The following is a 24506-nucleotide window of genomic DNA, read 5'->3' as shown; positions in this document are numbered from 1 at the left end:
TTTTGTAGGTAGTTGCTACTTCTCATATGCCAAATCAAAGTTAATACAAGATGAAATAAGTGAAAATTTGTTGATTATTATCTACTGAGTGATATAATTTCTTAAATTTATCCGATAGAGTATTAGCTATGATGTGGTTTCTAATATTATTAGCAATAATTGGCGCTATTTTATACGTCTTTTTAGACGCTTATAACTCCTTGCAACGTAGAGCACAAGAGATTCGAGAAAGTTTATCAAATATCTCTGTCACTATGTCAAAAAAAGTAGGCCTTATAAACCAGCTTGTAGATGTGGTCAAAAATTATCAAGATAGTGAGAATTTAGTTCATTTATCAGCCGTTAAGGAAACTGGCGTTAGTGCCGTTCAGTCTACGCTTAGAGATACTAGCATGGTAATGACAACCGTCCAGAGTATGGCAGATCGTTATCCTAATCTTAAAGCTGATCAACAGTATCATAGACTAATCGATAATATTGAAGGTCTTGAAGATGAGCTAGCGCAATATCGTAAAAGCTATAATAGTAAAGTTAGGGGTTACAATACTTCTAGAGCGTCTATTCCTACCATCTTTGTCGCTAATGCGTTAGGGTTTACCAATGCTCCTTACCTAGATATGTCTATGGATAACGAGGGAGCAATTTTGAATGAGTTCAAAACAGATGATGGCGAGCGTCTAAACGCTTTATTAAATACAGCAAAGAACAATATTGTAGACAGCTCAAGGTCTATTGCCCAATCCTCAAGAGGTGCGATAGATAAAGCTAAAAACTCTCAGAAGAAATCACTAACTGACGATTTGGACGTGGTAGAAACATATTTTTATATGTTGCCAGAATCAACACCAAAAGGTCCAGTAACTCATCAAGAAATAGAGTCACTGGCGGCGGACAATGATTGGTGTAAAAATGTGAGAATAAATCAAACTACGACTGAAGAATGGCTTACTTATAATGAGTGGTTAACAAAAGACTTGACCACAACAGATGAGGTTGAGAATGAAGTAATCATTGAGCCAGATGTAGTGGATGAAACTATTACAGAGAATAAGGTAATAGAGTCTGAGGAAACAAAAACCACAGTTGATGTTGGAACTACTGAAAAGGCAAGTTGATTGACCCTTATCTCGTTAAATACTTTAAAAATCATTGGTTGAGTAGGGTGGGTTAGCGACAGCGTGACCCGCCAAATCTAGAGTTAATATAATCCATAAAGGCGGGTTACGTCTTGACTGTACTTTCTTTGAAAGCTTGACAACACCAGCCCGCAATACGATTTACCCTTTCAAATGCTTCTTCAAAAAATGATCAAATATAAACGGGCCAAAGGGTAAGAACGAACCAAGGACCCCAGCAGGCAATGCCCAAAGCGGCATTCTTATTTTGCTAGCAGCAAACAGCAGCATCAAGATATAAGCGATAAATAATACGCCATGCGCCATTCCGATATATTTCACTGCTTCAGGAATGCCTAGCATATATTTTAGTGGCATGGCGATGCACAGCAGTAATAAAAAAGAAGTCCCTTCTAAATAACCTATAAGGGTTAATTTTTTAAGGACAGAGTTTTGACCCTTTGTTAGCACAGGTAGGGTCGATGATTGCGCTTGTAACACTTTATATTCCTTTTACGATTATCAATAAATAATTACACGACAGATTAGGTTGGCTTAGTAAGATGTTATCTGCATCTTATATAGAAAATCCCCTTTAAAGGATTTTCTCTTGCGAGTCTAACGAAGCAGTGCTTCGTTTTAACGGCTCTCAACCCCTCGGATGATGTTCCGCATGCAACTTCTGCAATCTCGCCGTTGCCACATGGGTATATATTTGCGTAGTCGATAAATCACTATGACCTAGCAATAGCTGTACGCTACGAAGGTCCGCGCCATGATTAAGCAAATGAGTGGCAAAGGCGTGGCGTAGGGTATGCGGAGAGAGTTCTTTCTCAATACTGGCGACTTTGGCGTATTTTTTGAGTAAATACCAAAAGTTCTGCCGCGTCATATAGCCTCCTTGCGCCGTCAAAAACACCGCTTGGCAATTGCCTGATTTGAGATGCGCGATGAGCTCGCCGCGACCATGACTGAGATAATCTTCCAAGGCATCTGCCGCGTATTCTCCTAACGGTACTAAACGCGTTTTATTACCTTTACCCGTGATTTGTAGCCAGCCGGCGTTGAGATTGACTTGTTCGAGTGCTAGGTTGATCAGCTCACTGACGCGTAGACCACACGCATAGAGCACCTCTAGCATGGCTTTATCGCGCAGACCGAGCGCGGTGCTGCTATCGGGCGCCGCAAGCAGATTATCGACATCGCCCTCGCTTAGGTCTTTAGGTAGAGGACGACCCAGCTTAGGTGATTTAATCCGCTCGCAAGGATTATCTTCACGCAGATTACTGGCGATCATCCACAAGTAGAACTGGCGCAGGCTTGAGAGCATACGCGCTTGCGTGCGCGGGGTTTTGCCCTCAGCGGTAAGCTGTGATAAGCAGTGTAGTACCTCATCGCTTTGCCACTGGGTCAGCGCTTTATGATGAGTCAGCTCACAGCTTCGCAAATCGCGCACATAAGCGTTGCGCGTGCGCGTTGCCAGACCGCGCGCGAGCATGGCTTGACGAAACTCCGTCAGATAAGCCGGCTCGTCATCGACGGCGAGCGCTTTGGGCTGACGTTGTTGGACGGCGCGGTCGCGGCTCATAATCGGGTACTCGATGATGAAATACTAAACACTTTGCAAACACCATAGCGAAGTAATCTCGCTACTCCTCGCGGCATATAACGGATCGGTTTTATCTTGACTACGGCCATGCTTCGGCTGAGTATCGAGGCGATATTTTACCGTCAGTCCTGCCTCTTCAATCCAAGCTAATAACGCTTCACGACTACGCAGCTGCAAGTGTTCAGCCAAATCTGACAGAATCAGCCAAACCTCTCCTTGCTGGGCTAAGTGCGATTTCACGCCCTGCAAAAACCCTTTTAGCATCGCGCTATTAGCGTCATAGACCGAATACTCTAATGGTGAGGTCGGTTTAGCTGGTAGCCAAGGCGGATTGCAGACGATTAGATTGGCTAGCGGTGCGTCGGTCGGAAACAGGTCGGCTTGTTGTAATTGTACATTAGCTAACTCTTGACGCTCAAAGTTGTCCTGAGCACAAGTGAGCGCACGCGGGTTTAAATCCGTCGCTATAATTTGTTTTATGCCGCGCTGCGCTAAGATAATCGCTAGCAAGCCGGTGCCGGTACCGATATCGTAGGCAACATCATGAACGGTAGGTAACGGCGCATCTAGCAAGAGCTGCACATACTCATGACGAGTCGGCGCAAACACCCCGTAGTGCGGATAAATGGCTACGCCGAGTTCTTTAATCGGTACGCCTTTTTCGCGCCAGCCTGCCGCCCCTAATGCCCCTTGCAAATCACGAAACGACAGCACACACGACTCATCTTCTTTATCTAAAGCTCCAAACGCAGCTATACATGCTTTGTTAACTTCCGGCGCACGGCGTAATGAACTGACATAATCGATATCTAGCTCTAATAATAAGCGGCTTAGGATGCGCGCGCGTTGGGCGGTGGTTTGACGCTGCTGATGAAAGAGGTTAGGTAGGTTTTTAGAGCCTGATTCAGTTGAATTATTGGCTTTATTCGCAGCCTTTTTTAATTTGCGTTTGGCAGAGTTTTTCTCAGTACGCTCGACGCGCCGAGTCACGGCTTGCAGCAATTGCCGGGCGTTATGGAAGTCACCGCGATAGAGCATTGAAGTACCGGCGCAGGCTAAGCGGTAAGCCTCATCGGCAGTGGTTTTGTCATCGACAATGACTATGCGCGCAGGCGCTGGATGATCGCTAGCAGATAGCCAACGAGCAAGGTGTGAGGTGTCGTTCTCGTGCCACTCTACATATTCTTTCTCGGTTAGCAACACATGATTTACCTTCTGCTAATGAATAATGTTTTTAAACGTTCTCAGTTTTGCGCGTTTGATAGGGCTTATGACTACGACTTATCTTAACTAAGCGCTCTAAGCGCTTTTTTTCTTTACTAAATAGCGATATAGCGTCGCGCTAGTTGGTGCATCGTTGTCGCTATCGATAGTGATTTCATCAGGATCCACCTCTAAATTAATGTGTTCGGCTAAGGTTTCTTGGCCCAAAAACTCATGGCCCAAATGACGACAGAAATTAGGGATATCGCGCGTGGTAGCCGGGTCGGTTGCGAGTATTTCGATGACATCACCACTATCGGCTTTACGTATCGTCCGGTGCAGCATCATGACCGGCTCAGGGCATATCAGTCCTTGAGTGTCGAGATGATGATTGATTGGCGTGGGTGTAGTAGAAGTCGTCATAGTATTTTTTGGTAATAAAAGTTTGAGGATAATTTGAGCGATCTATTTTATAAAAGGTTTTGAAGCGTTTTTAAAGTCAAAATTAGCTTTGTTCAAGCGCGTCGTCTTCTTTTTCGGCTTGTAAGAAATCAAAAAAGCGCTTAAAGCTGACTTTAAACAAAAACGCGACCCCAAGCCAAGAGGCCAGTCCTAACCAAGCAGTATCCGCAAATAACAGCCCGCTGAGCAAGATAATGGTTGAAACACCGATAGTCATAATGACCATTGACGATTGACTAAGGCGATAGCGATAGATAATAAACGCATTATAAAGCGTAATCGGAATCGTCAAAGCCACTAAAATAAACGGCAAATTGTAAAACAAGCGATACAAGAGCTGATTATCATGAAAGACTTCAATGCTAGCAATAGTGCCAAAGACCACAAAAGCGACTAGCGCCGCGTAAATCATATAAATGGCGATTTTATTGGCTTGCTGTGCGCCTTTTATACGGGCGATGGCTAGCGGCGGTATGCCATAGGTATTGGCTTGTTTTTGCTCAATGCTCATAAGATCAGTTACTTATTCGTCAAGGTAAAAGGACGTTTGTTAATCAGGTTTAATGCTATCGATAGCCATTGCGCTGCTAGGATCCGCAAAATAAGTCGAGAGCAAAATACAGGCTGAGATGTCATCGATAGCGTCGCGCTCATTGTCGATCCAGCCATTCTCCCATGCTATAGCGCGTGCTTCTACCGACGTTAGCCGCTCATCGCACATACTCACGACGACGGGCATGTGTTGTTCCATCAATCTGTGCGCCAAGCGGCGAGCGAACTTATGAGCGCGGCGAGAGAGCATCGAGCGACTGCCATCCATATTCAGCGGCAGACCAACGATAACTTGGGTGACGCCCCAAGTCTTAACAATACCTAGTAAATTATCCCAATCCGGCTGACCGTTATTCATGGCTAAGATATCGAAGGCGCGCGCAGTTTCGGTAATACTATTACCTAGTGCCATGCCCATCTTTTTTACGCCGTAATCTAAGCTCAAAATCAAATGTTCTTTTGGTTGCACATCTAAGGCTGCAAGCGAGCTGCTGATATCAGCGTCGGCACCCTCTACGCGCAAAGATTCGTTTTCGATAACTGACATACGATCTACCCTAATAAACTAGCTACTTTAATAAGAACGTTTTTCTATAGTGAATGGTCATGATTAAACGTTTTCAAGTATTTTTAAAGTAATTAAGCATGACCGATATCACTACTTAAATAATCAAAGTTTACCCCAAGTTTGTCAGCTGCCAACTGCCAACGCTCATCGAATGGCGCGTCAAATAAGATAGTAAGATCGGCAGGGCAGACTAGCCAGTCGCCGCTATTGAGCTCATCTTCTAATTGTTTTTTGCCCCAGCTGGCATGACCTAAACACAGCTGATAATGACCAACACCTTGACCGACAGCGATACGCTTGAGCACATCTTGGCTCGTGGTAATACAGACATTTTCTGATATGGCAAAGGACGACGCCCATTCTGGCTGACCGGTATGCAACACAAAGCCAACCTCAGGATACATAGGTCCGCCCTCAAGCGCTAAGTCTTCCATCACTTGTGGATCGGTGACTTCGATGTTTAAGTCTTCTAGAAGCTTGCCTACATTGGCTTTTTCTAGCGGACGATTAACCATCAGTCCGAGCGCTCCGTGCTTATCATGGCGACAGATATAGATCAGCGCCTGCTCAAACCTCGGGTCTGGCAGCTCAGGGGCCGCAATCAAAAAGTGGTGAGTCAAATTTGCAGTAGACATAAATACAAGGACAACGTAAAAGGGTAGACACTACTATATGGCGATGTTAACGCGAAAATCAATAAGGGTTTTGAGGCAAACGCTAGCCGACATCAAAGCCGCTACTTAACGTCAGTCAGCAAGCTACGCGCATGATCGCGCGTGACCTCAGTGATCGTCACGCCGCCTGACATTCTCGCCAACTCATCGACTTGTGCGCTACCAGTCAAGATGACAAGCTCGCTTTGGGTTTGCTCATTATGATGCTTTTGCACCAAGATATGCTGGTGTGCTTGCGCCGCCACTTGCGCCTGGTGAGTAATGGCAAGTAGCTGCTGAGTCTGCCCAAGGCTACGTAGTAACTCGCCGACCACTTGCGCGGTACCGCCGCTGATACCGACATCGACCTCATCGAAGACTAGCATCGGTTTGGCGGCATTGTTATCGCTACTGGTCGCTTGCAGCACTTGCATTACTAGTGCCATCCGCGACAGCTCACCACCAGAGGCAATCTTATGTAGCGGCTGCATCGGCATACCGACGTTAGCGCTAAACAGTAGCTCAATATCGTAGCAGCCCTGCGCGTTGTAAGCGGATTCGGCTGGCTTTTTTGTAAATACAAATTCGCAGCGGGCATTAGGCAGCGCTAAGGGCTGCAGCTGCGTGACCAATTGCGCGCAGATAGCAGGCGCGGCTTTTACGCGCGCTTTTTGCAGATTTTTAGCACTAGTAAGATATTCTTGCCAAGCTTCTGCAATTTGCGCGGCTAAGGCGTCGCTTGTCGGCTCATTTTCTAACTGCTCTAATTGCTGTTGCCAGTCATTAGCTTCATCGATTAAGTCACTGGCAGGCAAGCTGTGCTTACGAGACAAGCGATGACCGAGGCTGATTAAACTATCCAAAGTCTGCAAGCGCTCAGGATCAGGCAACTGCTGTTCAGCATAATCTGAGAGCAGGGCGGTGACTTCCGTAATCTGCTGCTGCGCTAAATGCAGCTGCTCGGAGGCTTGCTCAAAGGTTTGACTGACGCCAAGCTGATTGTCGCACAGCTTAATCGCTTGACCAAGCAAGGTCATGACATCAGGCTCATCACTATCGTTATCGAGCAGATGTAGACCGTGACTGGCCTCTGTCATCAGCGCTTCGATGTTTGATAGCTCTTCGTGCTCGGCTTCGATCTCGCTATAGTCAACGGCTAGTAGGGGCGCGATATCGGCTAATTGGCTTTGCAGCAGCTGGATGCGATCTTGACGCTGGGCGGCGCGGCTAGCGATCTCATCAGCGCGGCGCTTGAGCTGCTGATAGTGCTGATAGCTGGTAGCCGTTTGTTCGGCGAGTGGCTTCGTTTGCGCCATCTCATCGAGCCACTGCACCACAAACTGGGGTTTTAAGAGTGCTTGCTGGGCGTGCTGGCTATGGATATTTACTAGCAATACGCCTAAGCTTTTGAGTTCTGCTAAGCTCACAGGCGCGCCATTGAGCCAAGCTTTTGAGCGACCACTATTACTCAGCTGGCGGCGAATGAGTACTTCAGGCTCATCTAACTCACGCTCGTTATCCGCGAACCAGTCGCTAACGAGACTGTTATGAGTCACATCGAACTGCGCGTAGATATCCGCGTGCGGTGCTCCATGACGCACCATAGCGCTATCAGCGCGCTCGCCTATACACAAGGATAGCGCATCAAGCAGCAAGGATTTGCCCGCGCCAGTCTCACCAGTGATGACATTGAAGCCTTCGGCAACGCTCAGTTCATGCTCAGCGATTAGCGCAAACTGGTACAAGGTTAATGATAACAGCATCAAAGCCTCTCATGGCAGACAATAAAAAAGAGCGTAGCTCACGGATAATGCCTCTTCATCGGTGAATATCAATGCATAAATACCATATATATTCTTAGCGACAAAAAGTATTATTATAGGGGAATATAAGCCGATATCAGCAAATAGATACAATTTTGTGCTCACTGGTGTCTATAACCAGTCCCACTTCTTAATAAGTCTAATCACTAATAAGCCACTATAATAATTTTTGCTTATTTTACAATACTCTAGCGACGACTACCGACCTTTTTATACTTAAAGTCGATATTAAGACAGTGTCTGTTCAGTCGCAAGTCTGTACTCTACAAAGGACAAGGGCTTTAATAAATTAACGAGATTTCATCGCTGCTTTAACAAACTTTATAGAAATAATGTGGTAGCATAATCTCATCAAAATACAAACGTACACTTTATTAATACTCATACCACACTATAGCTATTAAGCCATGAAAACGGCAAGACTGAGTACTTCAGTGCATTGTCATTTACCCTTGCTACTTAAAGTTGTCACTTGGGACTGCTTTTTGGTAATGTTGCTAGGCCTTGTTCGTTGCCTTAGCGACCAGGTAAAAGCAGGCGGTAGTTATCGTTAGTCTATTCATATTTTGATGAAGCACTTATTTTTTAGTTTAGCAATAATTATTTGATAAGGAAGCCCCTATGTCAGCGGCAAAGTTTACCAATGTAACCGTCAATGCTCAGGCCACAATATCCTATGATGGGCGCTGTTCTAGTCACACTATCATGTTCGAGAGTGGTCAACATAAGACCTTAGGGGTTATCCTACCCTGCGACAGCAGCGTCGAGCAGTATCACTTTAGTACTAATACCTCTGAGCGTATCGAAATCATCAGCGGCGAATGTGAAGTCAAAATCAATGGCGATGAAGACTTTAGCTACTACCGCGCCGGCCAATCTTTTGTGGTAGAAGGCAATAGCAGCTTTAACTTGCGTACCGAAGAGATCGTGCAATACGTCTGTCATTTAGAAGGGTAAGGTTTTCATAGTTGTTTAGGGTCATTGATAAGGTGACAAGGTTTAGAATGATGTTTAAAGAACCTTGTTCAGTGACTTGCTCTTAGTATATAAAAATTAGTATATCAAAAAGAAGACATATAAAATCAGTAAGGTTTTATCTGTCTTTTTTTAATTTTGGCTGTTAGCGAAGGGAATGGTACTAAGCGCTTGAGAGCCAAACTCATTTATCCCTGATATTATTCAATAGGTTTGATTATGGCAAAACCCAACTATTTTTATGGCATTCATGCTATCGACGCTTTACTCGAGCATCGTCCGCTTGATGCGCTTAGTCTATTCGTGCAGCAGGGCCGTGAAAGCGACAGCCATGTTGCCGCTATTATGGCAAGCGCGCAAGATAATGGCATCAGCATTCAGCCGACCCAAAAAGATAAACTCACGCAATTGTGTGGTAGCCCTCAGCATCAGGGCGTCGTCTTGCATGCAAGACCTTTGGCGTTTGCTGATGAAGCATTGTTAGATAAAGTAATAGCGCAGGAGAACTGCTTATTATTGGTGCTCGATCAGATTACCGATGCTCATAACTTTGGTGCTTGCTTGCGTACTGCGGTAGCAATGGGCGTTGATGCGGTGGTTTGTCCTAAGCATCATGCCGCAAGCCTAACCCCAACCGTAGCTAAGGTCTCTGTTGGCGCCGCTGAGATGATGCCGATTATCAGCGTCACTAACTTGGCGCGTATGCTTGCTCAGATTAAGAGCGCCGGTGTTTTCGTGTTTGGCACAGCGCTAGATGAAACGGCTAAACCGATACATGAAGCTGATATGACCGGCAAGACAGCGCTAATTATGGGCTCTGAAGGGGAAGGGATGCGTAGGCTGACGCTTGAGAGCTGTGATGAGCTGGTCTATATCCCAATGTCAGGCAACGCGTATGGCAATTTGCAAAGCCTAAATGTCAGCGTGGCGACTGGTATGGCGCTATACGAGATCAATCGGCAGCGCACTACTTAAGCTGCTGGGCAAGAGCGAGATAGGCCTGGTGTAGCGGGGCAAGCTGCAAATGTAGGGCGGCTAAATCATCATTATTGACGACGACATCATCAGCATGACTGTTGCGCTCTTCGCGGCTGAGCTGATTGGCCATAATCGCCTTAATCTTTGGTACGCTTTGCGCGTCTCTTAGGCTTGCGCGCTCGAGCTGTGTACTCTCGCTAGCATCAACGACTAATATGCGCTGACATAGATTAGCCAGCCCCGCTTCAGCGGCTTCTATCAGTAGCGGCGCTGATAGGATAATATACTCAGAAGTACTAGCGGCTAGCTGCTCTTTTGCCGCCTCCCTTATCGCTGGGTGAGTGATCGCCTCAAGCTCAATGAGCGCTTCAGGATGAGTAAAGACATGCGTTCGCACTGCTGCGCGGTCCATTTCACCTTGTCCGTTAATAGCCCAATCGCCAAATTTCTTTTGAATCTTACGCAGGGTGTTGCTACCTTTAGCGACCACCTCGTGAGCGATGACATCTGCATCGATGATATCTATGCCTTTTTCTGCGAACCAATCGCTAGTTGCAGATTTACCACTACCTATACCGCCGGTTAAACCGACGACTAGTTTATTGTTTTTATACTTCTTCATAGCCTGCGGGCGAGCAGCAGAGCCATGAGTATAAGGTTGCGAAAAGGAGCGGTCATTGATAGTCATAAGAGTAACTTACTTTAGCGAATAGAATAGAAAAGAGCGGACATCATCGAGGATAATATCCGAGCAATAGCACGATTAGAGTATAATCTTAACGGTTATAACAGGTAAGGATGTAGATATTGCTTTACTGTATTGTAGCCTAGCGCACGCTATTAGGCGTAAATGCCTAAATACCAATTAACAATGTCTGCTCCGTATAACAAAGCGATAATGCCAGCAATAGCGATATAAGGTCCAAAAGCAAACGGCTTACTTTCGCCCTGTTGTTTCATTAAGATAATACCAACGATAGAACCCAATAAAGAAGATAATAGAATAATCAAAGGCAGCATCATTGGCCCAAGCCAAGCGCCAAGTACCGCTAGCAGCTTAAAGTCGCCTTGACCCATCCCATGCTTTTTAGTAATGAGATAAAAGACTTTGACTACTATCCATAGCGATAAAAACCCAAGCAATAAGCCCCAAATCGATTGCGTAGGACTTACAAACCAGCCCTGCGAATTTACCGCTAACCCCAATCCAGCTAAGGGAAAGGTCAACCTATCGGGCAGCAGCTGGGTATCGAAGTCTATCCCTGTCAGCGCAATCAGCGTCCAAACCAATATCAGCGCGGATAGGCCAATAGCCGTTACCCCAAAATGATAAATCACTAATGCTGATAATAGGGCGGTTACTAGCTCAATCAACGGGTAACGCACGCCAATGCTGGCTTTGCACTCAGAGCAGCGACCGCGCAGCGCCAGCCAGCTGACTAGCGGAATGTTTTCATACCACTTGATTTTATGAGCGCAGTGCGGACAGCGCGACGCAGGACGACTGAGGGTAATAGGCGTATCGTTCGCCACTGCTTGAGCCAACACCGCCGAATGCTCAGGCGTAATATCTGACTGCTGCGACATAAACTCACTGCACTCTTGTCGCCAAGAATAAAACATCATCAGCGGCATACGATGAATAACGACATTCAAAAAACTGCCTACACATAAGCCTAATAGCCCAAACACTATGAGCGCAGCGCTCATATTATTCTGTAATAATTCTAGCAATTGCATTAACACTGGCCTTTAAGAGGTTGCTGTTGCGTGACGGTTTTTAACCTACCACAGAACCCATCTGGAAAATCGGTAAATACATAGCAATGACGAGGCCACCTACTAATACGCCGAGCACAGCCATAATCAGCGGTTCCATCAGACTCGTTAAGCCATCGACGGCGTTATCCACCTCACTCTCGTAATGATTGGCCACTTTATCGAGCATCTCCTCCAAGCTTCCAGATTCCTCACCAATACCGACCATCTGAATCGCCATACTAGGGAATAAGTTGGTTGAGCGCATCGAAAACTGCAGCTGCTGACCGGTTGACACGTCGTTTTTGATTTGCTGAGTGGCATTGTAGTACACCACGTTATTAGTCGCACCAGCGGTTGAGTCTAAAGCATCGATTAGCGGTACACCGGCGGCGAAAGTCGTCGATAGGGTACGAGAGAAACGAGCGATAATAGCTTGATAGGCGATGTTGCCAAAGATAGGCAGTTTTAGGGTCAAACGATCTAAAAAATCGCGGAATTTTTTCGATCTTTTTTTCGCTTCAGAAAATCCAACAATAGCGGCACCAATCAGGACAATCAATATAAACCACCAAGACTGCATCCATTCGGACATACTGACTACCATTTGGGTAAAGGCAGGAAGTTCTGCGCCAAAAGAGCTAAATAGATCTGAGAATACTGGCACCACTTTGATCAGCAAAATCATTGTCACAATCACAGCCACTACAATAACCGCTATCGGATATTTCATGGCCTTTTTGATTTTTGATTTGAGTATCTCACTTTTTTCTTTATAAGTGGCGACGCGCTCAAGCATGGTTTCAAGCGCCCCTGATTGCTCGCCAGATTCTACGAGTGAGCAAAACAGATCATCGAAGTAGCGAGGATGTTTACGCAAGGCGGCAGCAAAAGTGCCACCAGCTTCGATATCAGCTTTAATCGATAACACCAAGTCTTTCATACTCGGGTTATCCAGTGAATCGGCGACAATCTCAAACGACTGTGTTAAAGGAATACCGGCCTTAATCATCGTCGCCAGCTGCCGCGAAAAGATAGCGATATCGATAGGTTTGATGGCTTTTTTAAAAGTAAATAAAGCTTTTGGCTTTTTCTTGATGCCTTTGACCACGATGCCTTGCTTGCGTAAAGTCGCCTTTGCCAGCTCCAAGCTACGACTCGTAGTTTCGCCTTTGACCTTTTGTCCACGGCGATTGACCCCGTCATAGACGAAATCTAGCAGCATATCCGTTTTGGCTTTTGCCATCTGTCTCTCCTAAAAAACCATCTGACTGGGGCAGTCTAAGTAATACAAGTTGGCTATCGACGTTGTATTCGCTTAAATAGCTATCAACCTTGGCAACTGTTAAGTTTTACGCCTAATAAATTTACCGCTATAAATTTTTGCAAGCTATCGTTATCGTTAAGGCATAAAGTTAGCACGACCAAACCCTATTTTATAATAAAATGACCATTATAGTGAGCATTCATTTTATTTTGATATCGAGCTAAAAGATACGCTCAGTCTTCGACTACTAACAGACGCGTTTTTATTCAGAAGTAACGCGCAGCATTTCTTGAATAGTGGTTGTGCCCTGTAGCACTTTCATAATACCGGAGCGCCGCAAGTCACGAAACCCGCTTCTAAGCGCGGCATCTTTGATATCGATAGCGTTGCCATCTTCCATAATGATACGCGAGATTTCCTGATTCACTTTCATCACTTCATAGATACCGACGCGTCCTTTGTAGCCCTCGCGGCACTCATTACAGCCGACCGCCTCATAAATAAGATGGTTTGGGTTGTCCAAATCGTTATCGGTAAAGCCAATCTCAAGCAAACTCTGACGCGGAATGTCGATAGGCTTTTTGCAGCTTTGACACAAGCGCCGCGCGAGTCGCTGTGCGATGACTAAGTTGACTGAGGTGGCGATGTTGAATGAAGCCACTCCCATGTTTTTTAGGCGCGTTAAGGTCTCGGGGGCGGAGTTGGTATGCAAAGTGGATAATACTAAGTGACCGGTTTGTGCCGCTTTGATAGCGATCTCAGCGGTCTCTAAGTCTCGAATCTCACCAACCATAACGATGTCAGGATCTTGACGCAAAAATGACTTTAGGGCGTTGGCAAAAGTAAGGCCAACCTTTTGATTGACGTTGACCTGATTGATCCCTTCAAGGTTAATCTCGACTGGATCTTCAGCGGTTGAGATGTTGGTCTCACCCGTATTGAGGATATTAATACCGGTATACAGCGATACCGTTTTACCTGACCCCGTTGGACCGGTAATCAGAATCATGCCTTGCGGTTTATTTAGCGCCTCTAAGAACATCTGCTTCTGATCCGGCTCATAACCTAGCGCCTCGATACCCATCATCGCCGAGGAAGGATCTAAAATACGTAGCACAATCTTCTCGCCAAACAGTGTCGGCAATGAGTTCACCCGAAAATCGATGGCTTTGTTTTTAGAGATTTTCAGCTTGATACGGCCATCTTGTGGCACTCTTCGCTCAGAGATGTCCATTTGTGACATAACCTTTAGGCGAGCAGCGATTTTACTAGCAAGTTGCACCGGCGGATTTGCCATTTTTTGCATCACCCCGTCGACCCGAAAGCGCACTCTATAGCTTTTTTCATAAGGCTCAAAATGTAGATCGGATGCGCCCATACGGATGGCATCGACTAACATTTTATTGATGAATTTAACCACCGGCGCTTCATCGACGCTAGTATTGAGCTGAGTCTCACTATCCGCTTCCTCACCGCTATCTTCAAAATCGATATTGAGATCGCTATCTGCAAAGCCGCTAAAGCTCTGCATAGTATCGGCATAGGTTCTGTCAATGCGTTGTTTGAGTTTATCTTCCTCCACGATCACGGTGGCGACTGATAGGCGAGAGTTGAAGGCTATAGCGTCAATAGCGTCGATGCGGGTAGGATCGCTTAGCGCGACAAACAGCTGCTGTCCCCGTTTAAAGATAGGTAAGGCGTTGAACTTACGCACGATATTCTCATCGACCAAATCTTGTGGCACGATGCCTTCTTCTAAGGCATTAAGATCAAATAAAGGGTCACCAAACGACTTTGACAGCAAATTAGCAAGCTCATAAGCATTAGCCATTTTATGCTCTACTAAATAAGGCACGAGCCCTACTTGCTGCTGCTGCGCTTCTGTTTGCGCCGTTTGCATATTCGCTTCGCTAACCACACCTTCACTGATTAGTTGTTGCGCAAGACTACCAAACTTGCTGACAGTGGTAGACATAACCCCTCCTTGATGCGGCAGCTGCCAAAAATGACAACCAATATAAGTTATTTTGGGTATTGTTTATTTGATGGCATGTATTTAATAGCACTGTTTCATCTAATAGCACTGAATACCGAATCTCTATGAGCATACTTAAAGTTTTGGATGCATTACCAATCATTAACCCGTCCTAATTATAGGCAAAAATTCTATAAAAAACAGAACTGTTTAAGACGCTAGAGAATATAAAACTGCTTTTACAATGACCTCATCCTTATAGATAAACCTATTTGAATCATTTATAGGCTCAGTTTTCTATAAATGGTGTAGCCGTATTGGACGTTAGAACAGCTGATGACAGCCTTGTACCCGAAGTTAGCTGCTACTATAGCACTCGCCAATTATTTGTTATACTGGCGCGCATAATAGCCATATTGGCAATGATAGATGACACAAGGTAGACAGGTTATGCAGGCTTGGGTAATTGGCAATTGGAAACAAAATCCGGCAACGGTCAAAGACGTAAATACGTTACTAGATAATTTGTTAGCGGCGTCGCAAGACAAAGATACCAATCACCAGTCCTGCCAGCTTATGGTGGCGCCAAGCTGTGTGCATCTTGCTGCCGTCAGCGCGCGCTTGCAAAACTTCTCCATTCAAGTGAGCGCGCAGAATATCAGTGCTCATAGTGCTACCGTAGGCGCTTATACGGGTGATTGCTCAGCGCAGCAAATCGCGGATGCTGGTGCTAACTGGACACTTTTGGGTCATTCAGAGCGTCGTCAATATCATCATGAGTCTAATGATAGCTTATTAGCCAAGCTGAACTGCGCTTTTGCCCAAGGCCTTGGAGTCGTGCTCTGCATCGGTGAAACTCAAGAAGAGTATGACGCTAAGCAAACCATTAACGTACTCGATGAGCAGTTAATGGTTCTCAAAAGCTTGCTACAAACCGGCGCTGTCCAGCCGCAACAATTAGCCGAGCGTTTGATTATCGCTTATGAACCCGTTTGGGCGATTGGCACTGGCAAAGTGCCTACGGTGGACGAGGTCAGCGCTACGCATCAGCATATCAAACAACAAATCGCTAGTTTCGCGCCAGAGTTACCAAAGATTACTGTGCTATATGGCGGTAGTGTCAATGCTGATAACGCTGATAGTTTTGCGGCAAGCGCTATGATAGACGGCGCATTAGTAGGCGGCGCTTCATTAAAGGCTGACAGTTTTTTGGCGGTTGCCGATGCTTTTACCCGCGCTAAAGGTTAAACGCTGAAAGCTCAAAATTAAAAACATCGAAAATCGGCGATATACTGGCGAGTGTAGTTTGGCTTGGATCAAAACGTCTTGTCAGTTATTGAAAGTGGGTTTAACACCGGCCTTGTAATCGTGTACAATGCGCCTTATTTACAGTCTTTGTTTTATCGCCTTCGTAATTTTATCAGTCGTCATTATGCGGCAGAAGAGGACACCATGTTTACTTTTATACTAGCCCTGCATATTATCGTGGCTATTGCCATGATTGGCTTGATCTTGATACAGCATGGCAAAGGGGCTGATGCTGGAGCTTCTTTCGGTGCCGGCTCTTCTGGAACGGTTTTTGGCGCGGCAGGAACGGCTAACTTTTTGACTCGTGCGACAGCAGTGCTGACAGTGATATTTTTTATTACAAGTATGGTACTAGCTGTACATGCGCGTGAACAAGCGGAAGATCAGTTTCGTTTAGATACACCCGTTTCAGCGCCACAAACCCCGCGTCCATTGACGCAAAATCCTCAGCAGTAGTTATTTTTACGAGCAGGCCTTGCTATTTGTAAGGGTTAGTTTTACAATGCTTGCCTGTTTTTATGATGTTTTATCTTAGTGATGCCAACCTCAAGCATGACGCTTATTATAAAATGAGCAGTAAGATAAAAGGTCAAAGCAGTAAATGATAGCCGTTATTCATACCAGTAGACGGTTAGCGATAAGCGATTGTGGTGGAATTGGTAGACACGCCATCTTGAGGGGGTGGTGGCGCAAGCTGTGGGGGTTCAAGTCCCCCCAATCGCACCAATTGAATAAGTAGTTTGTTTATAGCAATGTCGTTGTAGCAATTTTAATTTAAAGTTTATTTTAGATAAAGATTGACAAAGGGCAAAACCCTCTCTATAATATGCATTCTAAATTGTTGCGGGGTGGAGCAGTCTGGTAGCTCGTCGGGCTCATAACCCGAAGGTCGTTGGTTCAAATCCAGCCCCCGCTACCACTTTTTAATACTGATGTTTACACACTAAATATTCTGTTGTATTGAGATATCAGTGTCGATTAGCCCACCATTATGTTTGTGGGTTTTTTTGTATCTGATGCTTAGCATTATTAGCTCAGTACTATCATTATAATGACAGTATCTATTACACGTTTTAGCTAAGAAGAATAGATTTAAATCGATATTCTAATCCTAAATGACAGCATAAAATACTTGCCATCATTTGCTACCAGTCCCTGCAGATTGCTATGTTACGAGACTCGTAAGCAATACTATCTTCTACTCTATTCTTTACTACGTTGTCCTTGAAGATAACAATTTAATCCCTAATATGATTCACTAGGTATTAGCGGCATTGAGTATTATAATCAGCCTCTATGGTGATCAGCGCGTCGCTACTAAAACCACCGATAAGTGAACAGGAAAATATAAATAGATTATGAAGCTTTCGACCAAAGTTGCAGAATTGACTACGATTATTGCGCCTGCTGTAGCGGCTTGTGACGTCGCACTATGGGGCATTGAATTTACGCCACAAGGTAATCGCTCCTTGTTGCGCATTTATATCGAAGCCTTGCCTGAAGAGCAAGCGCAGGATAAACACGTCACTATTGAGGACTGCGCAGCGGTCAATCATCAGGTGAGCGGTGTGCTAGAAGTGCATGATCCTATTGCCGGCGAGTTTGTATTAGAAGTTTCGTCTCCAGGTTTTGATCGCGCCTTTTTCTCAGATGAGCAGATGCGTGATTACATAGGCCAAACGATAAGTTTGCGTTTGATCTCTGCGATTGGTCAGGGCGATAAAAAACGCCGCAAAGCCACTGGTAAGCTCGATAGTATGAGCGATAGTTCTTTACAGTTGACCACTAGTGATGGTGAGCGCTTTGAGATTGCACTAAGTAATATTGACAAAGCTAACTTAATTTATGAAGATGAGTAATGCTTAACAGTAGCAAACAGACAACAACATTTAAGCCAATTATAAGATGATAGGACAGGTATAGCATGAGTCGTGAAATTTTAACGGTAGTAGAAACCGTCAGTAATGAAAAGGGCTTAAATCCTGAAGATATCTTTGAAGCTATTGAAGATGCTTTGGTGGTCTCAACGAAAAAAAAGGTCTATACCGAGCAGCCTGAAGTGGCGGTTCGCGTAGCCATCGATCGTGACACTGGTGATTATGATACCTATCGCTATTGGACAGTAGTGGCTGATGAAGACCACGAGATGCCAGCTTGTCAACTTGCTATTACCGATCTTGATCAAGACGAGTGGTCAATTGGCGATGTTAAAGAAGAGCAGATAGAGTCGATTGAGTTTGGTCGTATTGCAGCCACGCAAGCTAAGCAAGTGATCATTCAAAAGATTCGTGAAGCGGAACGTGCCTTAGTAGCGGATGCCTTTGAGCCGCGTATTGGCGAGATGATGTATGGCGAAGTCAAAAAACAGACTCGTGATGGTTATATCGTTGATTTAGGCGATAACGCTGAAGGCTATTTATCACGCGATCAGATGTTGCCCCGTGAGCAGCTACGCGTCAAATCGCGTATCAATGCCATTCTTTATCATGTCAATCGTGACAATCGCGGCGCGCAGTTATTATTGTCGCGTACCCATCCTGAGATGCTCTCAGCCTTGATGCAAAAAGAAGTGCCGGAGATTGCAGAAGAGATCATCGAGATTCGTAATGTCGCTCGTCTGCCTGGTACTCGTGCTAAAATAGCGGTGAAAACCAATGATAACCGTATCGATCCGGTCGGCGCTTGTATCGGTATGCGCGGTACGCGTATCCAAGCGGTGCAGCAAGAGCTCGATGGCGAGCGTATTGATGTGGTGGTATGGTCAGATGATCCAGCACAGTTCATCATCAGTGCTTTAGAGCCTGCGGATGTAAGCAGTATTATTCTTGATGAAGATACTAAGACCGCTGATATCATCTTTAGCACGAATGATCAGCTGGCCCGCGCTATTGGCTCACAAGGTCAAAACGTGCGTCTGGCCTCTGAATTAACGGGCTATAAGCTCAATATGATGCTAGAAGAAGAGTATCAGCAGCGTCAACAAGATGAGACCAAAGCCTTTATTGATCTCTTCTATGATCGCTTAGAGGTTGATCAGGATCTAGCGCAAGCCCTTGTCGATATTGGCTTTACGAGTATCGAAGAAGTGGCTTACGTGCCGGTAGAAACCTTCTACGACATCGAAGGGCTAGATGACGAAGCGATTGACATGATTCAAGAGCGTGCTAAAGAAGTCGTCATCGCAGAAGAGCTTGTCAAACAACAAAACATGAAAGAGCCTAGTCAAGAGCTGCAAGATCTTGAAGGGATGACCGTCAGCTGGGCCTATAAAATGGCACAAAAAGACATCATCACCGTTGATGATTTGGCAGAGCAGGCAGTATTTGATATCGAAGATATCGAAGGCTTAGACTCCGAGACCGCAGGTAAGCTTATCATGAAAGCTCGGGAATCTTGGTTCAATGAATAGGTATTAGGAGCATACCGCTGTCTTTTGGTGGTATGCTATCGATAACTAAAGGCTGGTTTACGATATAAAAATCAAAACCAGCCTAAGCGCAATCATTTGTAGCCAACAACTGAATTGAATATATAGCAAATAATAGACAGTAGGTGATAATCAATGGCAGATAAGACCGTCAAAGAACTGGCAGACATGGTAGGCAAAACCGCTAGTGCTGTACAGCAGCAATTGCAGGATGCTGGGCTACCTGCTCGCGGGGAGGATGACTCAGTCACCGAACTTGAGCAAGAGAAGTTGGTGGCACATTTAAAGCAAAGTCATGGCCAACAAGAAAAGCGTCGCATTAGTCTCAAATCTAAAACGACTAGTACCGCTCGCGTGACTGGCTCTTCAGGTAAATCTAAGAGCGTCAATGTAGAGGTGCGTAAAAAGAAAGTATTCGATAAGCCTAATCCAGAAAAGATGGCTGAAGAATTAGCGGCGCGCGAGCAGGCAATAGCTGAAGCAAAACAGCGCGCTGAAAAAGAAGCAGAAGAGCGTAGCGCTGCTAAGAAAAAAGCAGAAGAGCGTCAAGCGGCAACTTTAGCGGCAATGCGTGCAAGCCTCGGCTCAAGCAAAAGCTCAGAAGATAAGAGCGATGATGTCGCCGCTTCTGTCGTGGTCAAAAAAGGTGGCAAAGCGGCAAGCGAGATCAAAGCGAAAGAGAAGAAAAAAGTCGCAGCTACTAAGCCAAAAGTTGAGACGGCAGCTGAGCGTAAAGCTCGTGAAGCTCGTGAAAAAGAAGAAGCTCGCCTACGCAAAATCGAGACGGAAACTCGCCAAGCACAGGCGGAAGAGGCGCAAAAGCGTACTCTCGAGCAAATGCGTAAAATGGCTGGTAAGTACACTGACCGTGAGCCAGTAGCGGAAGTTCGTAAAGACGAGCCATTGGCTAAAGGCTTAGTGGGTGATGCACTAGAAGAGTCGTTCGAAAAAGAACGCCGTGAAATCAAACGTGGTGCTAACAGTACCGGTGCTCGCGGTCGTCGCCGTAAAAACCAAGAAGAGCGCGAGATCAAAAACCGTAAAAACGGTTTGAGCTCTTCACAGTCAGGTCAGCACAAATTTGAAAAACCGGTCGAAAAGATTGTATACGATGTCGAAATCGCCGAGCAAATTACCGTCTCTGATCTTGCCCAGCGTATGGCAGTCAAAGCGCGTGAAGTGACCAAGTTGCTGATGAAAATGGGCGAGATGGCCACTGAGTCAGATACTATCGATCAAGCGACCGCCAGTCTTATCGTCGAAGAAATGGGTCATAACCCAGTTCCGGTCAGCGATACTAAAGTCGAAGATGATCTACACGAAGCCGTCGATGAGCGCAGTAGTAACGTGCAGACGCGTCCTCCGGTCGTGACTATTATGGGTCATGTTGACCATGGTAAAACCTCACTGCTTGATAAAATACGTGAAACCAAAGTAGCCACCGGCGAAGCTGGCGGTATTACTCAGCATATCGGTGCCTACCACGTAGAGACTGATCGAGGCGTGATTACCTTCCTAGATACTCCGGGTCATGCTGCCTTTAGCGCTATGCGTTCACGCGGTGCGCAAGCAACTGATATTGTGGTATTAGTGGTTGCCGCTGATGATGGCATGATGCCACAAACCGCAGAAGCGATCGATCATGCTCGCGCTGCAGGTACACCTTTGATTGTTGCTATTAACAAGATGGATAAACCAAGTGCTGATCCAGATCGTGTCCTAAACGAGCTGACGACCAAAGAAGTGGTTTCAGAAGAGTGGGGCGGTGATACGCCTATGGCACGTATCTCAGCCAAAACGGGCGAAGGTATCGATGAGCTACTAGAGTTTATTAGCTTACAAGCTGAGCTTATGGAATTAGAAGCGCCAACTGACGGTGCCGCTCAAGGCGTGGTTATTGAGTCGAAGCTTGAAAAAGGCCGTGGTCCAGTAGTTAGTGTCCTAGTCAAAAAAGGCACACTCAAACAAGGCGACCTGGTGCTAGCCGGTGAATACTACGGTAAAGTCCGCGCCCTTACTGATGAGAACGGTCAGCGTATCAAGTCAGCCGGTCCTTCTATTCCAGTCGAGATCTTAGGCTTGCCAGATACGCCAGCGGCGGGCAGTGAATTCTTAGTCGTTACCGATGAGAAAAAAGCTCGCGAAGTCGCTGACTTTAGAAGCAACCGTGAGCGTGAACAGCAGCTTGAGCGTCAGAACAAAATGCGTCTTGAGAGCATGTTTGAGCAGATGGAACAAGGCGATGTATCTTTCTTAAATATCGTCCTTAAAACCGATGTTCGTGGTTCGCTTGAAGCACTATTAGCAGCACTGAATGAGCTATCTACTGATGAAGTCAAAGTCCGAGTGATTAGCTCAGGCGTTGGCCCTATCTCAGAGTCGGATGTGACCCTTGCCGAATCAAGCGAAGCAGTACTACTAGGTTTCAATGTTCGTGCCGATAGCACCGCCCGCCGTAAAGCGGACACCGCTAATATGGATATTCGTTATTATAGCGTTATCTACGGCTTGATTGATGATGTTAAAGCCGCTATGAGTGGCCTGCTTGCTCCTGAGCACCGCGAGAAGATCTTAGGTATCGCTGAGGTGCGCGAAGTGTTCCGCTCTAGTAAATTCGGTGCGGCAGCAGGTTGTATGGTGGTCGAAGGTACGATCTATCGTAACAAGCCTATTCGCGTCCTACGTGATGATCAAGTTATCTTCACCGGTCAGCTGCAGTCATTGCGTCGCTACAAAGAGGACGTCAATGAAGTGCGTACTGGCATGGAATGCGGCCTAGCCGTTCGTGGCTACGATGTAGAAGCGGGCGATAAGATCGAAGTCTTTGAGATTCAAGAGTTCGAACGTACTATCTAAGCTTTTAGTTAACATATAGTTAGTCGCTAAGCAAAAGTAGCTAAGTACGCTATAGGCCTAACAGGTACATCCTGCTAGGCCTTTTTTATCATAGAGTTATGCTTATTATTAGCCTAATCGCTAAAGCAATAAAAATTAGAATGATTTGTTATAGAGTCACCTTATACCACTATTAGAACAGAAAATTAGGATAAAAATATGAATCAACGTTTACAGCGTTTATCAGATCAAATTCAGCGTGAGCTGGCGGTACTGATTCGCGATGAAGTCAACGATCCTCGCCTGACCGGCTTTGTCACTATCTCTAGCGTCAAAGTCAGCTCTGACCTAGGTTATGCTGATGTTTATGTCACTATCATGGAGCCTGAGCTCAACGATACGATGACTAAGACCAATCATGAAGAGAGTGTCAAAGTGCTTAATAAAGCCGCTGGGTTCTTGCGTACTGAGCTGAGCCACAGTCTCAAAACTCGTACCACACCGCGCTTGCGTTTTCATTACGATGAAGTGACCGCGCGAGGTAACTACATGATGGATCTCATCAATCAGGCAGTGACTAAGACTGAGCAAAATGAAGAAGAGACCGATAGCATTGATAATGAAGATTAATAATAATGACTAGTCAAAAAACGATAGCTAAACAAAAAGTCTCCGGCGTGATTTTAATCGATAAGCCGCAGGGTATGACCTCACAGCAAGTGGTATCAAAGGTAAAGTACTTGTTTCAGTCGCCTATGCACAATAGTAAAAAGGCCGGCCATACCGGCACGCTCGATCCGATGGCAACCGGTCTGCTACCTATTTGTCTCGGAGAAGCGACGAAGTTTAGTCATTATCAACTCGATGCTGATAAATCCTATCAGGCAACGATATTGCTTGGTAGTCAAACTGATACTGGCGATGCGGATGGTCAAGTCATCACGCAAGCAGAGATTCCAAAGCTGAATGGAGAATCACTAAACAGTCTGGCTCAGCAATTTATGGGCGCGCAGCAGCAAATACCGCCGATGTATTCAGCGCTCAAAAAAGACGGCAAAAAGTTGTACGAGTATGCCCGTGCTGGCATAGAGATTGACCGTCCTGCGCGCGATATTGTCATAAAATCGCTGACTTTGACACAAATTGATGCTGAGAAAATCGATTTGGTAGTGACTTGTAGTAAAGGCACCTATATCAGAGTATTAGGTGAAGATGTTGCCAAGGCACTAGGCACGTTAGGGCACTTAACAGCATTACGGCGTTTACAAGTGGGTAAGTTCGATCTTGAACAGGCTATTGATATCCCAAGCTTAGAAGCTTTACCTTTAGATGAGCGCTTTGAGCAGTTATTAGCGGTAGATGCTTGCGTCGATATTGCCGCTAAGATGTCGTTAGACGATGAGCAATGTCAGCGTCTACGTTTAGGTCAACGGCTAAATGTCTCTGAACAAATTGACGAGTCGCTAAAAAATTATATTCTACAAAGCTTGTCTCAAAACATTAAAGTAAAGTCAGAAAATGAGCCTGCTAGTAACAATAATGAGCAAATCCCTGAGTACGAGCTCCCTGTCGATATTAAGCTAATGGATGAGCAGGGTCGTTTTATTGGCTTAGGCGCTATCAGCCTCAATGGACGCCTACAACCTAAAAAAATCATTCATCTATAACGATAAAATCAGTTACTAGTGAATTACATTAATCACATACTCATACATTTCATTGCAGGTTTCGTGTATAACGAAACCTGCTTTTTTTATAAAGTGGTTAAGTCAGCTAGGGAAGGCTTGGCATAAAGACATAAAAATAATAAAAATTAAAATAAGAAGAAGCAAGGAAGAAAAGCTAAACAATAATAAATAGAGTTCAACTTAAGGACAGAGTTGCAACTTAGAGCATTAGACCTCTTGCAAAAGTCATAGTCTAAGCTCGGAATTAATGATACCAGCAAATAGCTTCATTCTAAGATCGTAGCGCTGACGACGGTTGCGATATTTATGA

Annotated in this window: 22 protein-coding genes and 2 tRNA genes; 12 read left to right on the top strand and 12 right to left on the bottom strand. The window is 45.4% G+C overall.

Annotated elements, in window-relative coordinates:
- Positions 1-128: 128 nt before the first annotated feature.
- Entirely contained in the window at positions 129-1115 is a 987-nt protein-coding gene (locus ACS8FD_RS10330) for a LemA family protein (protein WP_439275761.1), read from the top strand.
- A gap of 162 nt (positions 1116-1277) precedes the next feature.
- On the opposite strand, the gene ACS8FD_RS10325 is transcribed toward ACS8FD_RS10330, so the two are convergent.
- The 8 genes from ACS8FD_RS10325 to recN form a co-directional block, all read right to left on the bottom strand.
- Complete coding sequence (locus ACS8FD_RS10325) at positions 1278-1616, bottom strand: DUF3817 domain-containing protein (RefSeq protein ID WP_439275760.1); 339 nt, start codon at positions 1614-1616, stop codon at positions 1278-1280.
- Between the two features lie 148 nt (positions 1617-1764).
- Positions 1765-2703, bottom strand: a complete 939-nt coding sequence (xerD, locus tag ACS8FD_RS10320; RefSeq protein ID WP_439275759.1) for a site-specific tyrosine recombinase XerD — start codon at positions 2701-2703, stop codon at positions 1765-1767.
- Positions 2704-2727: 24 nt separating this feature from the next.
- On the bottom strand, positions 2728-3927 hold the full coding sequence (locus ACS8FD_RS10315) for a methyltransferase (RefSeq protein WP_439275758.1): 1200 nt from the start codon (positions 3925-3927) through the stop codon (positions 2728-2730).
- A 96-nt stretch (positions 3928-4023) separates the two neighbouring features.
- Positions 4024-4350, bottom strand: a complete 327-nt coding sequence (gene tusA / locus ACS8FD_RS10310; RefSeq protein ID WP_439275757.1) for a sulfurtransferase TusA — start codon at positions 4348-4350, stop codon at positions 4024-4026.
- A gap of 82 nt (positions 4351-4432) precedes the next feature.
- Positions 4433-4900, bottom strand: a complete 468-nt coding sequence (locus ACS8FD_RS10305) for a hypothetical protein (protein WP_439275756.1) — start codon at positions 4898-4900, stop codon at positions 4433-4435.
- Between the two features lie 39 nt (positions 4901-4939).
- Positions 4940-5488: a Holliday junction resolvase RuvX gene (ruvX, locus tag ACS8FD_RS10300; RefSeq protein ID WP_439275755.1), complete on the bottom strand. Its 549-nt coding sequence runs from the start codon at positions 5486-5488 to the stop codon at positions 4940-4942.
- Between the two features lie 92 nt (positions 5489-5580).
- Positions 5581-6144 (bottom strand): YqgE/AlgH family protein, encoded by a 564-nt coding sequence (locus ACS8FD_RS10295; RefSeq protein WP_439275754.1) that lies wholly within the window; start codon positions 6142-6144, stop codon positions 5581-5583.
- 101 nt (positions 6145-6245) lie between these two features.
- Positions 6246-7925, bottom strand: coding sequence for a DNA repair protein RecN (gene recN / locus ACS8FD_RS10290; RefSeq protein ID WP_439275753.1), 1680 nt, complete (start codon positions 7923-7925; stop codon positions 6246-6248).
- Between the two features lie 681 nt (positions 7926-8606).
- On the opposite strand from recN, the gene ppnP reads away from it, so the two are divergent.
- Together ppnP and rlmB are read left to right on the top strand one after the other, a co-directional pair.
- Positions 8607-8942 (top strand): pyrimidine/purine nucleoside phosphorylase, encoded by a 336-nt coding sequence (gene ppnP, locus ACS8FD_RS10285; RefSeq protein WP_025645440.1) that lies wholly within the window; start codon positions 8607-8609, stop codon positions 8940-8942.
- A 237-nt stretch (positions 8943-9179) separates the two neighbouring features.
- Positions 9180-9935: a 23S rRNA (guanosine(2251)-2'-O)-methyltransferase RlmB gene (gene rlmB / locus ACS8FD_RS10280; protein ID WP_439275752.1), complete on the top strand. Its 756-nt coding sequence runs from the start codon at positions 9180-9182 to the stop codon at positions 9933-9935.
- Here rlmB and coaE read toward each other — a convergent pair.
- The 4 genes from coaE to pilB all read right to left on the bottom strand — a co-directional run bounded on the left by coaE (position 9928) and on the right by pilB (position 14938).
- Positions 9928-10560 (bottom strand): dephospho-CoA kinase, encoded by a 633-nt coding sequence (gene coaE, locus ACS8FD_RS10275; RefSeq protein WP_439275789.1) that lies wholly within the window; start codon positions 10558-10560, stop codon positions 9928-9930. The two genes, rlmB and coaE, sit on opposite strands and share 8 nt — an antisense overlap.
- Positions 10561-10778: 218 nt before the next feature.
- Positions 10779-11678: a prepilin peptidase gene (locus ACS8FD_RS10270; RefSeq protein WP_439275751.1), complete on the bottom strand. Its 900-nt coding sequence runs from the start codon at positions 11676-11678 to the stop codon at positions 10779-10781.
- 40 nt (positions 11679-11718) lie between these two features.
- Positions 11719-12942: a type II secretion system F family protein gene (locus tag ACS8FD_RS10265; protein WP_439275750.1), complete on the bottom strand. Its 1224-nt coding sequence runs from the start codon at positions 12940-12942 to the stop codon at positions 11719-11721.
- Between the two features lie 283 nt (positions 12943-13225).
- On the bottom strand, positions 13226-14938 hold the full coding sequence (gene pilB, locus ACS8FD_RS10260) for a type IV-A pilus assembly ATPase PilB (protein ID WP_439275749.1): 1713 nt from the start codon (positions 14936-14938) through the stop codon (positions 13226-13228).
- 450 nt (positions 14939-15388) lie between these two features.
- On the opposite strand from pilB, the gene tpiA reads away from it, so the two are divergent.
- The 9 genes from tpiA (at position 15389) to truB (ending at position 24175) form a co-directional block, all read left to right on the top strand.
- Positions 15389-16186 carry a triose-phosphate isomerase gene (gene tpiA / locus ACS8FD_RS10255; RefSeq protein ID WP_439275748.1) on the top strand — a complete coding sequence of 266 codons (798 nt, stop codon included), beginning with the start codon at positions 15389-15391 and terminating at the stop codon, positions 16184-16186.
- A 204-nt stretch (positions 16187-16390) separates the two neighbouring features.
- Positions 16391-16702, top strand: coding sequence for a preprotein translocase subunit SecG (gene secG, locus ACS8FD_RS10250; protein ID WP_439275788.1), 312 nt, complete (start codon positions 16391-16393; stop codon positions 16700-16702).
- Positions 16703-16887: 185 nt separating this feature from the next.
- A tRNA-Leu gene (locus ACS8FD_RS10245) sits at positions 16888-16972 on the top strand.
- A 116-nt stretch (positions 16973-17088) separates the two neighbouring features.
- Positions 17089-17165, top strand: a tRNA-Met gene (locus ACS8FD_RS10240).
- A gap of 439 nt (positions 17166-17604) precedes the next feature.
- Entirely contained in the window at positions 17605-18105 is a 501-nt protein-coding gene (gene rimP, locus ACS8FD_RS10235; RefSeq protein WP_439275747.1) for a ribosome maturation factor RimP, read from the top strand.
- 65 nt (positions 18106-18170) lie between these two features.
- Positions 18171-19655, top strand: coding sequence for a transcription termination factor NusA (gene nusA, locus ACS8FD_RS10230; protein ID WP_439242198.1), 1485 nt, complete (start codon positions 18171-18173; stop codon positions 19653-19655).
- Between the two features lie 153 nt (positions 19656-19808).
- Positions 19809-22529 (top strand): translation initiation factor IF-2, encoded by a 2721-nt coding sequence (gene infB, locus ACS8FD_RS10225; protein ID WP_439275746.1) that lies wholly within the window; start codon positions 19809-19811, stop codon positions 22527-22529.
- Between the two features lie 198 nt (positions 22530-22727).
- Positions 22728-23138, top strand: coding sequence for a ribosome-binding factor A (locus tag ACS8FD_RS10220; RefSeq protein ID WP_439275745.1), 411 nt, complete (start codon positions 22728-22730; stop codon positions 23136-23138).
- A 5-nt stretch (positions 23139-23143) separates the two neighbouring features.
- Positions 23144-24175 carry a tRNA pseudouridine(55) synthase TruB gene (gene truB, locus ACS8FD_RS10215; protein WP_439275744.1) on the top strand — a complete coding sequence of 344 codons (1032 nt, stop codon included), beginning with the start codon at positions 23144-23146 and terminating at the stop codon, positions 24173-24175.
- Positions 24176-24506 lie beyond the last annotated feature (331 nt).

Source organism: Psychrobacter sp. 1U2 (assembly GCF_051847575.1).
The sequence above is the reverse complement of the archived record's forward strand: the minus strand, read 5'-3'. Positions and strand labels throughout refer to the sequence as shown.

Bases quoted from the DNA above. Each gene is read 5' to 3' on its own strand.
- ACS8FD_RS10330 (WP_439275761.1), top strand. From the start codon at position 129: ATGATGTGGTTTCTAATATTATTAGCAATAATTGGCGCTATTTTATAC.
- xerD (WP_439275759.1), bottom strand. From the start codon at position 2,703: ATGAGCCGCGACCGCGCCGTCCAACAACGTCAGCCCAAAGCGCTCGCC.
- tusA (WP_439275757.1), bottom strand. From the start codon at position 4,350: ATGACGACTTCTACTACACCCACGCCAATCAATCATCATCTCGACACT.
- ACS8FD_RS10305 (WP_439275756.1), bottom strand. From the start codon at position 4,900: ATGAGCATTGAGCAAAAACAAGCCAATACCTATGGCATACCGCCGCTA.
- ruvX (WP_439275755.1), bottom strand. From the start codon at position 5,488: ATGTCAGTTATCGAAAACGAATCTTTGCGCGTAGAGGGTGCCGACGCT.
- ACS8FD_RS10295 (WP_439275754.1), bottom strand. From the start codon at position 6,144: ATGTCTACTGCAAATTTGACTCACCACTTTTTGATTGCGGCCCCTGAG.
- recN (WP_439275753.1), bottom strand. From the start codon at position 7,925: ATGCTGTTATCATTAACCTTGTACCAGTTTGCGCTAATCGCTGAGCAT.
- ppnP (WP_025645440.1), top strand. From the start codon at position 8,607: ATGTCAGCGGCAAAGTTTACCAATGTAACCGTCAATGCTCAGGCCACA.
- rlmB (WP_439275752.1), top strand. From the start codon at position 9,180: ATGGCAAAACCCAACTATTTTTATGGCATTCATGCTATCGACGCTTTA.
- coaE (WP_439275789.1), bottom strand. From the start codon at position 10,560: ATGAAGAAGTATAAAAACAATAAACTAGTCGTCGGTTTAACCGGCGGT.
- ACS8FD_RS10270 (WP_439275751.1), bottom strand. From the start codon at position 11,678: ATGCAATTGCTAGAATTATTACAGAATAATATGAGCGCTGCGCTCATA.
- ACS8FD_RS10265 (WP_439275750.1), bottom strand. From the start codon at position 12,942: ATGGCAAAAGCCAAAACGGATATGCTGCTAGATTTCGTCTATGACGGG.
- pilB (WP_439275749.1), bottom strand. From the start codon at position 14,938: ATGTCTACCACTGTCAGCAAGTTTGGTAGTCTTGCGCAACAACTAATC.
- tpiA (WP_439275748.1), top strand. From the start codon at position 15,389: ATGCAGGCTTGGGTAATTGGCAATTGGAAACAAAATCCGGCAACGGTC.
- secG (WP_439275788.1), top strand. From the start codon at position 16,391: ATGTTTACTTTTATACTAGCCCTGCATATTATCGTGGCTATTGCCATG.
- rimP (WP_439275747.1), top strand. From the start codon at position 17,605: ATGAAGCTTTCGACCAAAGTTGCAGAATTGACTACGATTATTGCGCCT.
- nusA (WP_439242198.1), top strand. From the start codon at position 18,171: ATGAGTCGTGAAATTTTAACGGTAGTAGAAACCGTCAGTAATGAAAAG.
- infB (WP_439275746.1), top strand. From the start codon at position 19,809: ATGGCAGATAAGACCGTCAAAGAACTGGCAGACATGGTAGGCAAAACC.
- ACS8FD_RS10220 (WP_439275745.1), top strand. From the start codon at position 22,728: ATGAATCAACGTTTACAGCGTTTATCAGATCAAATTCAGCGTGAGCTG.
- truB (WP_439275744.1), top strand. From the start codon at position 23,144: ATGACTAGTCAAAAAACGATAGCTAAACAAAAAGTCTCCGGCGTGATT.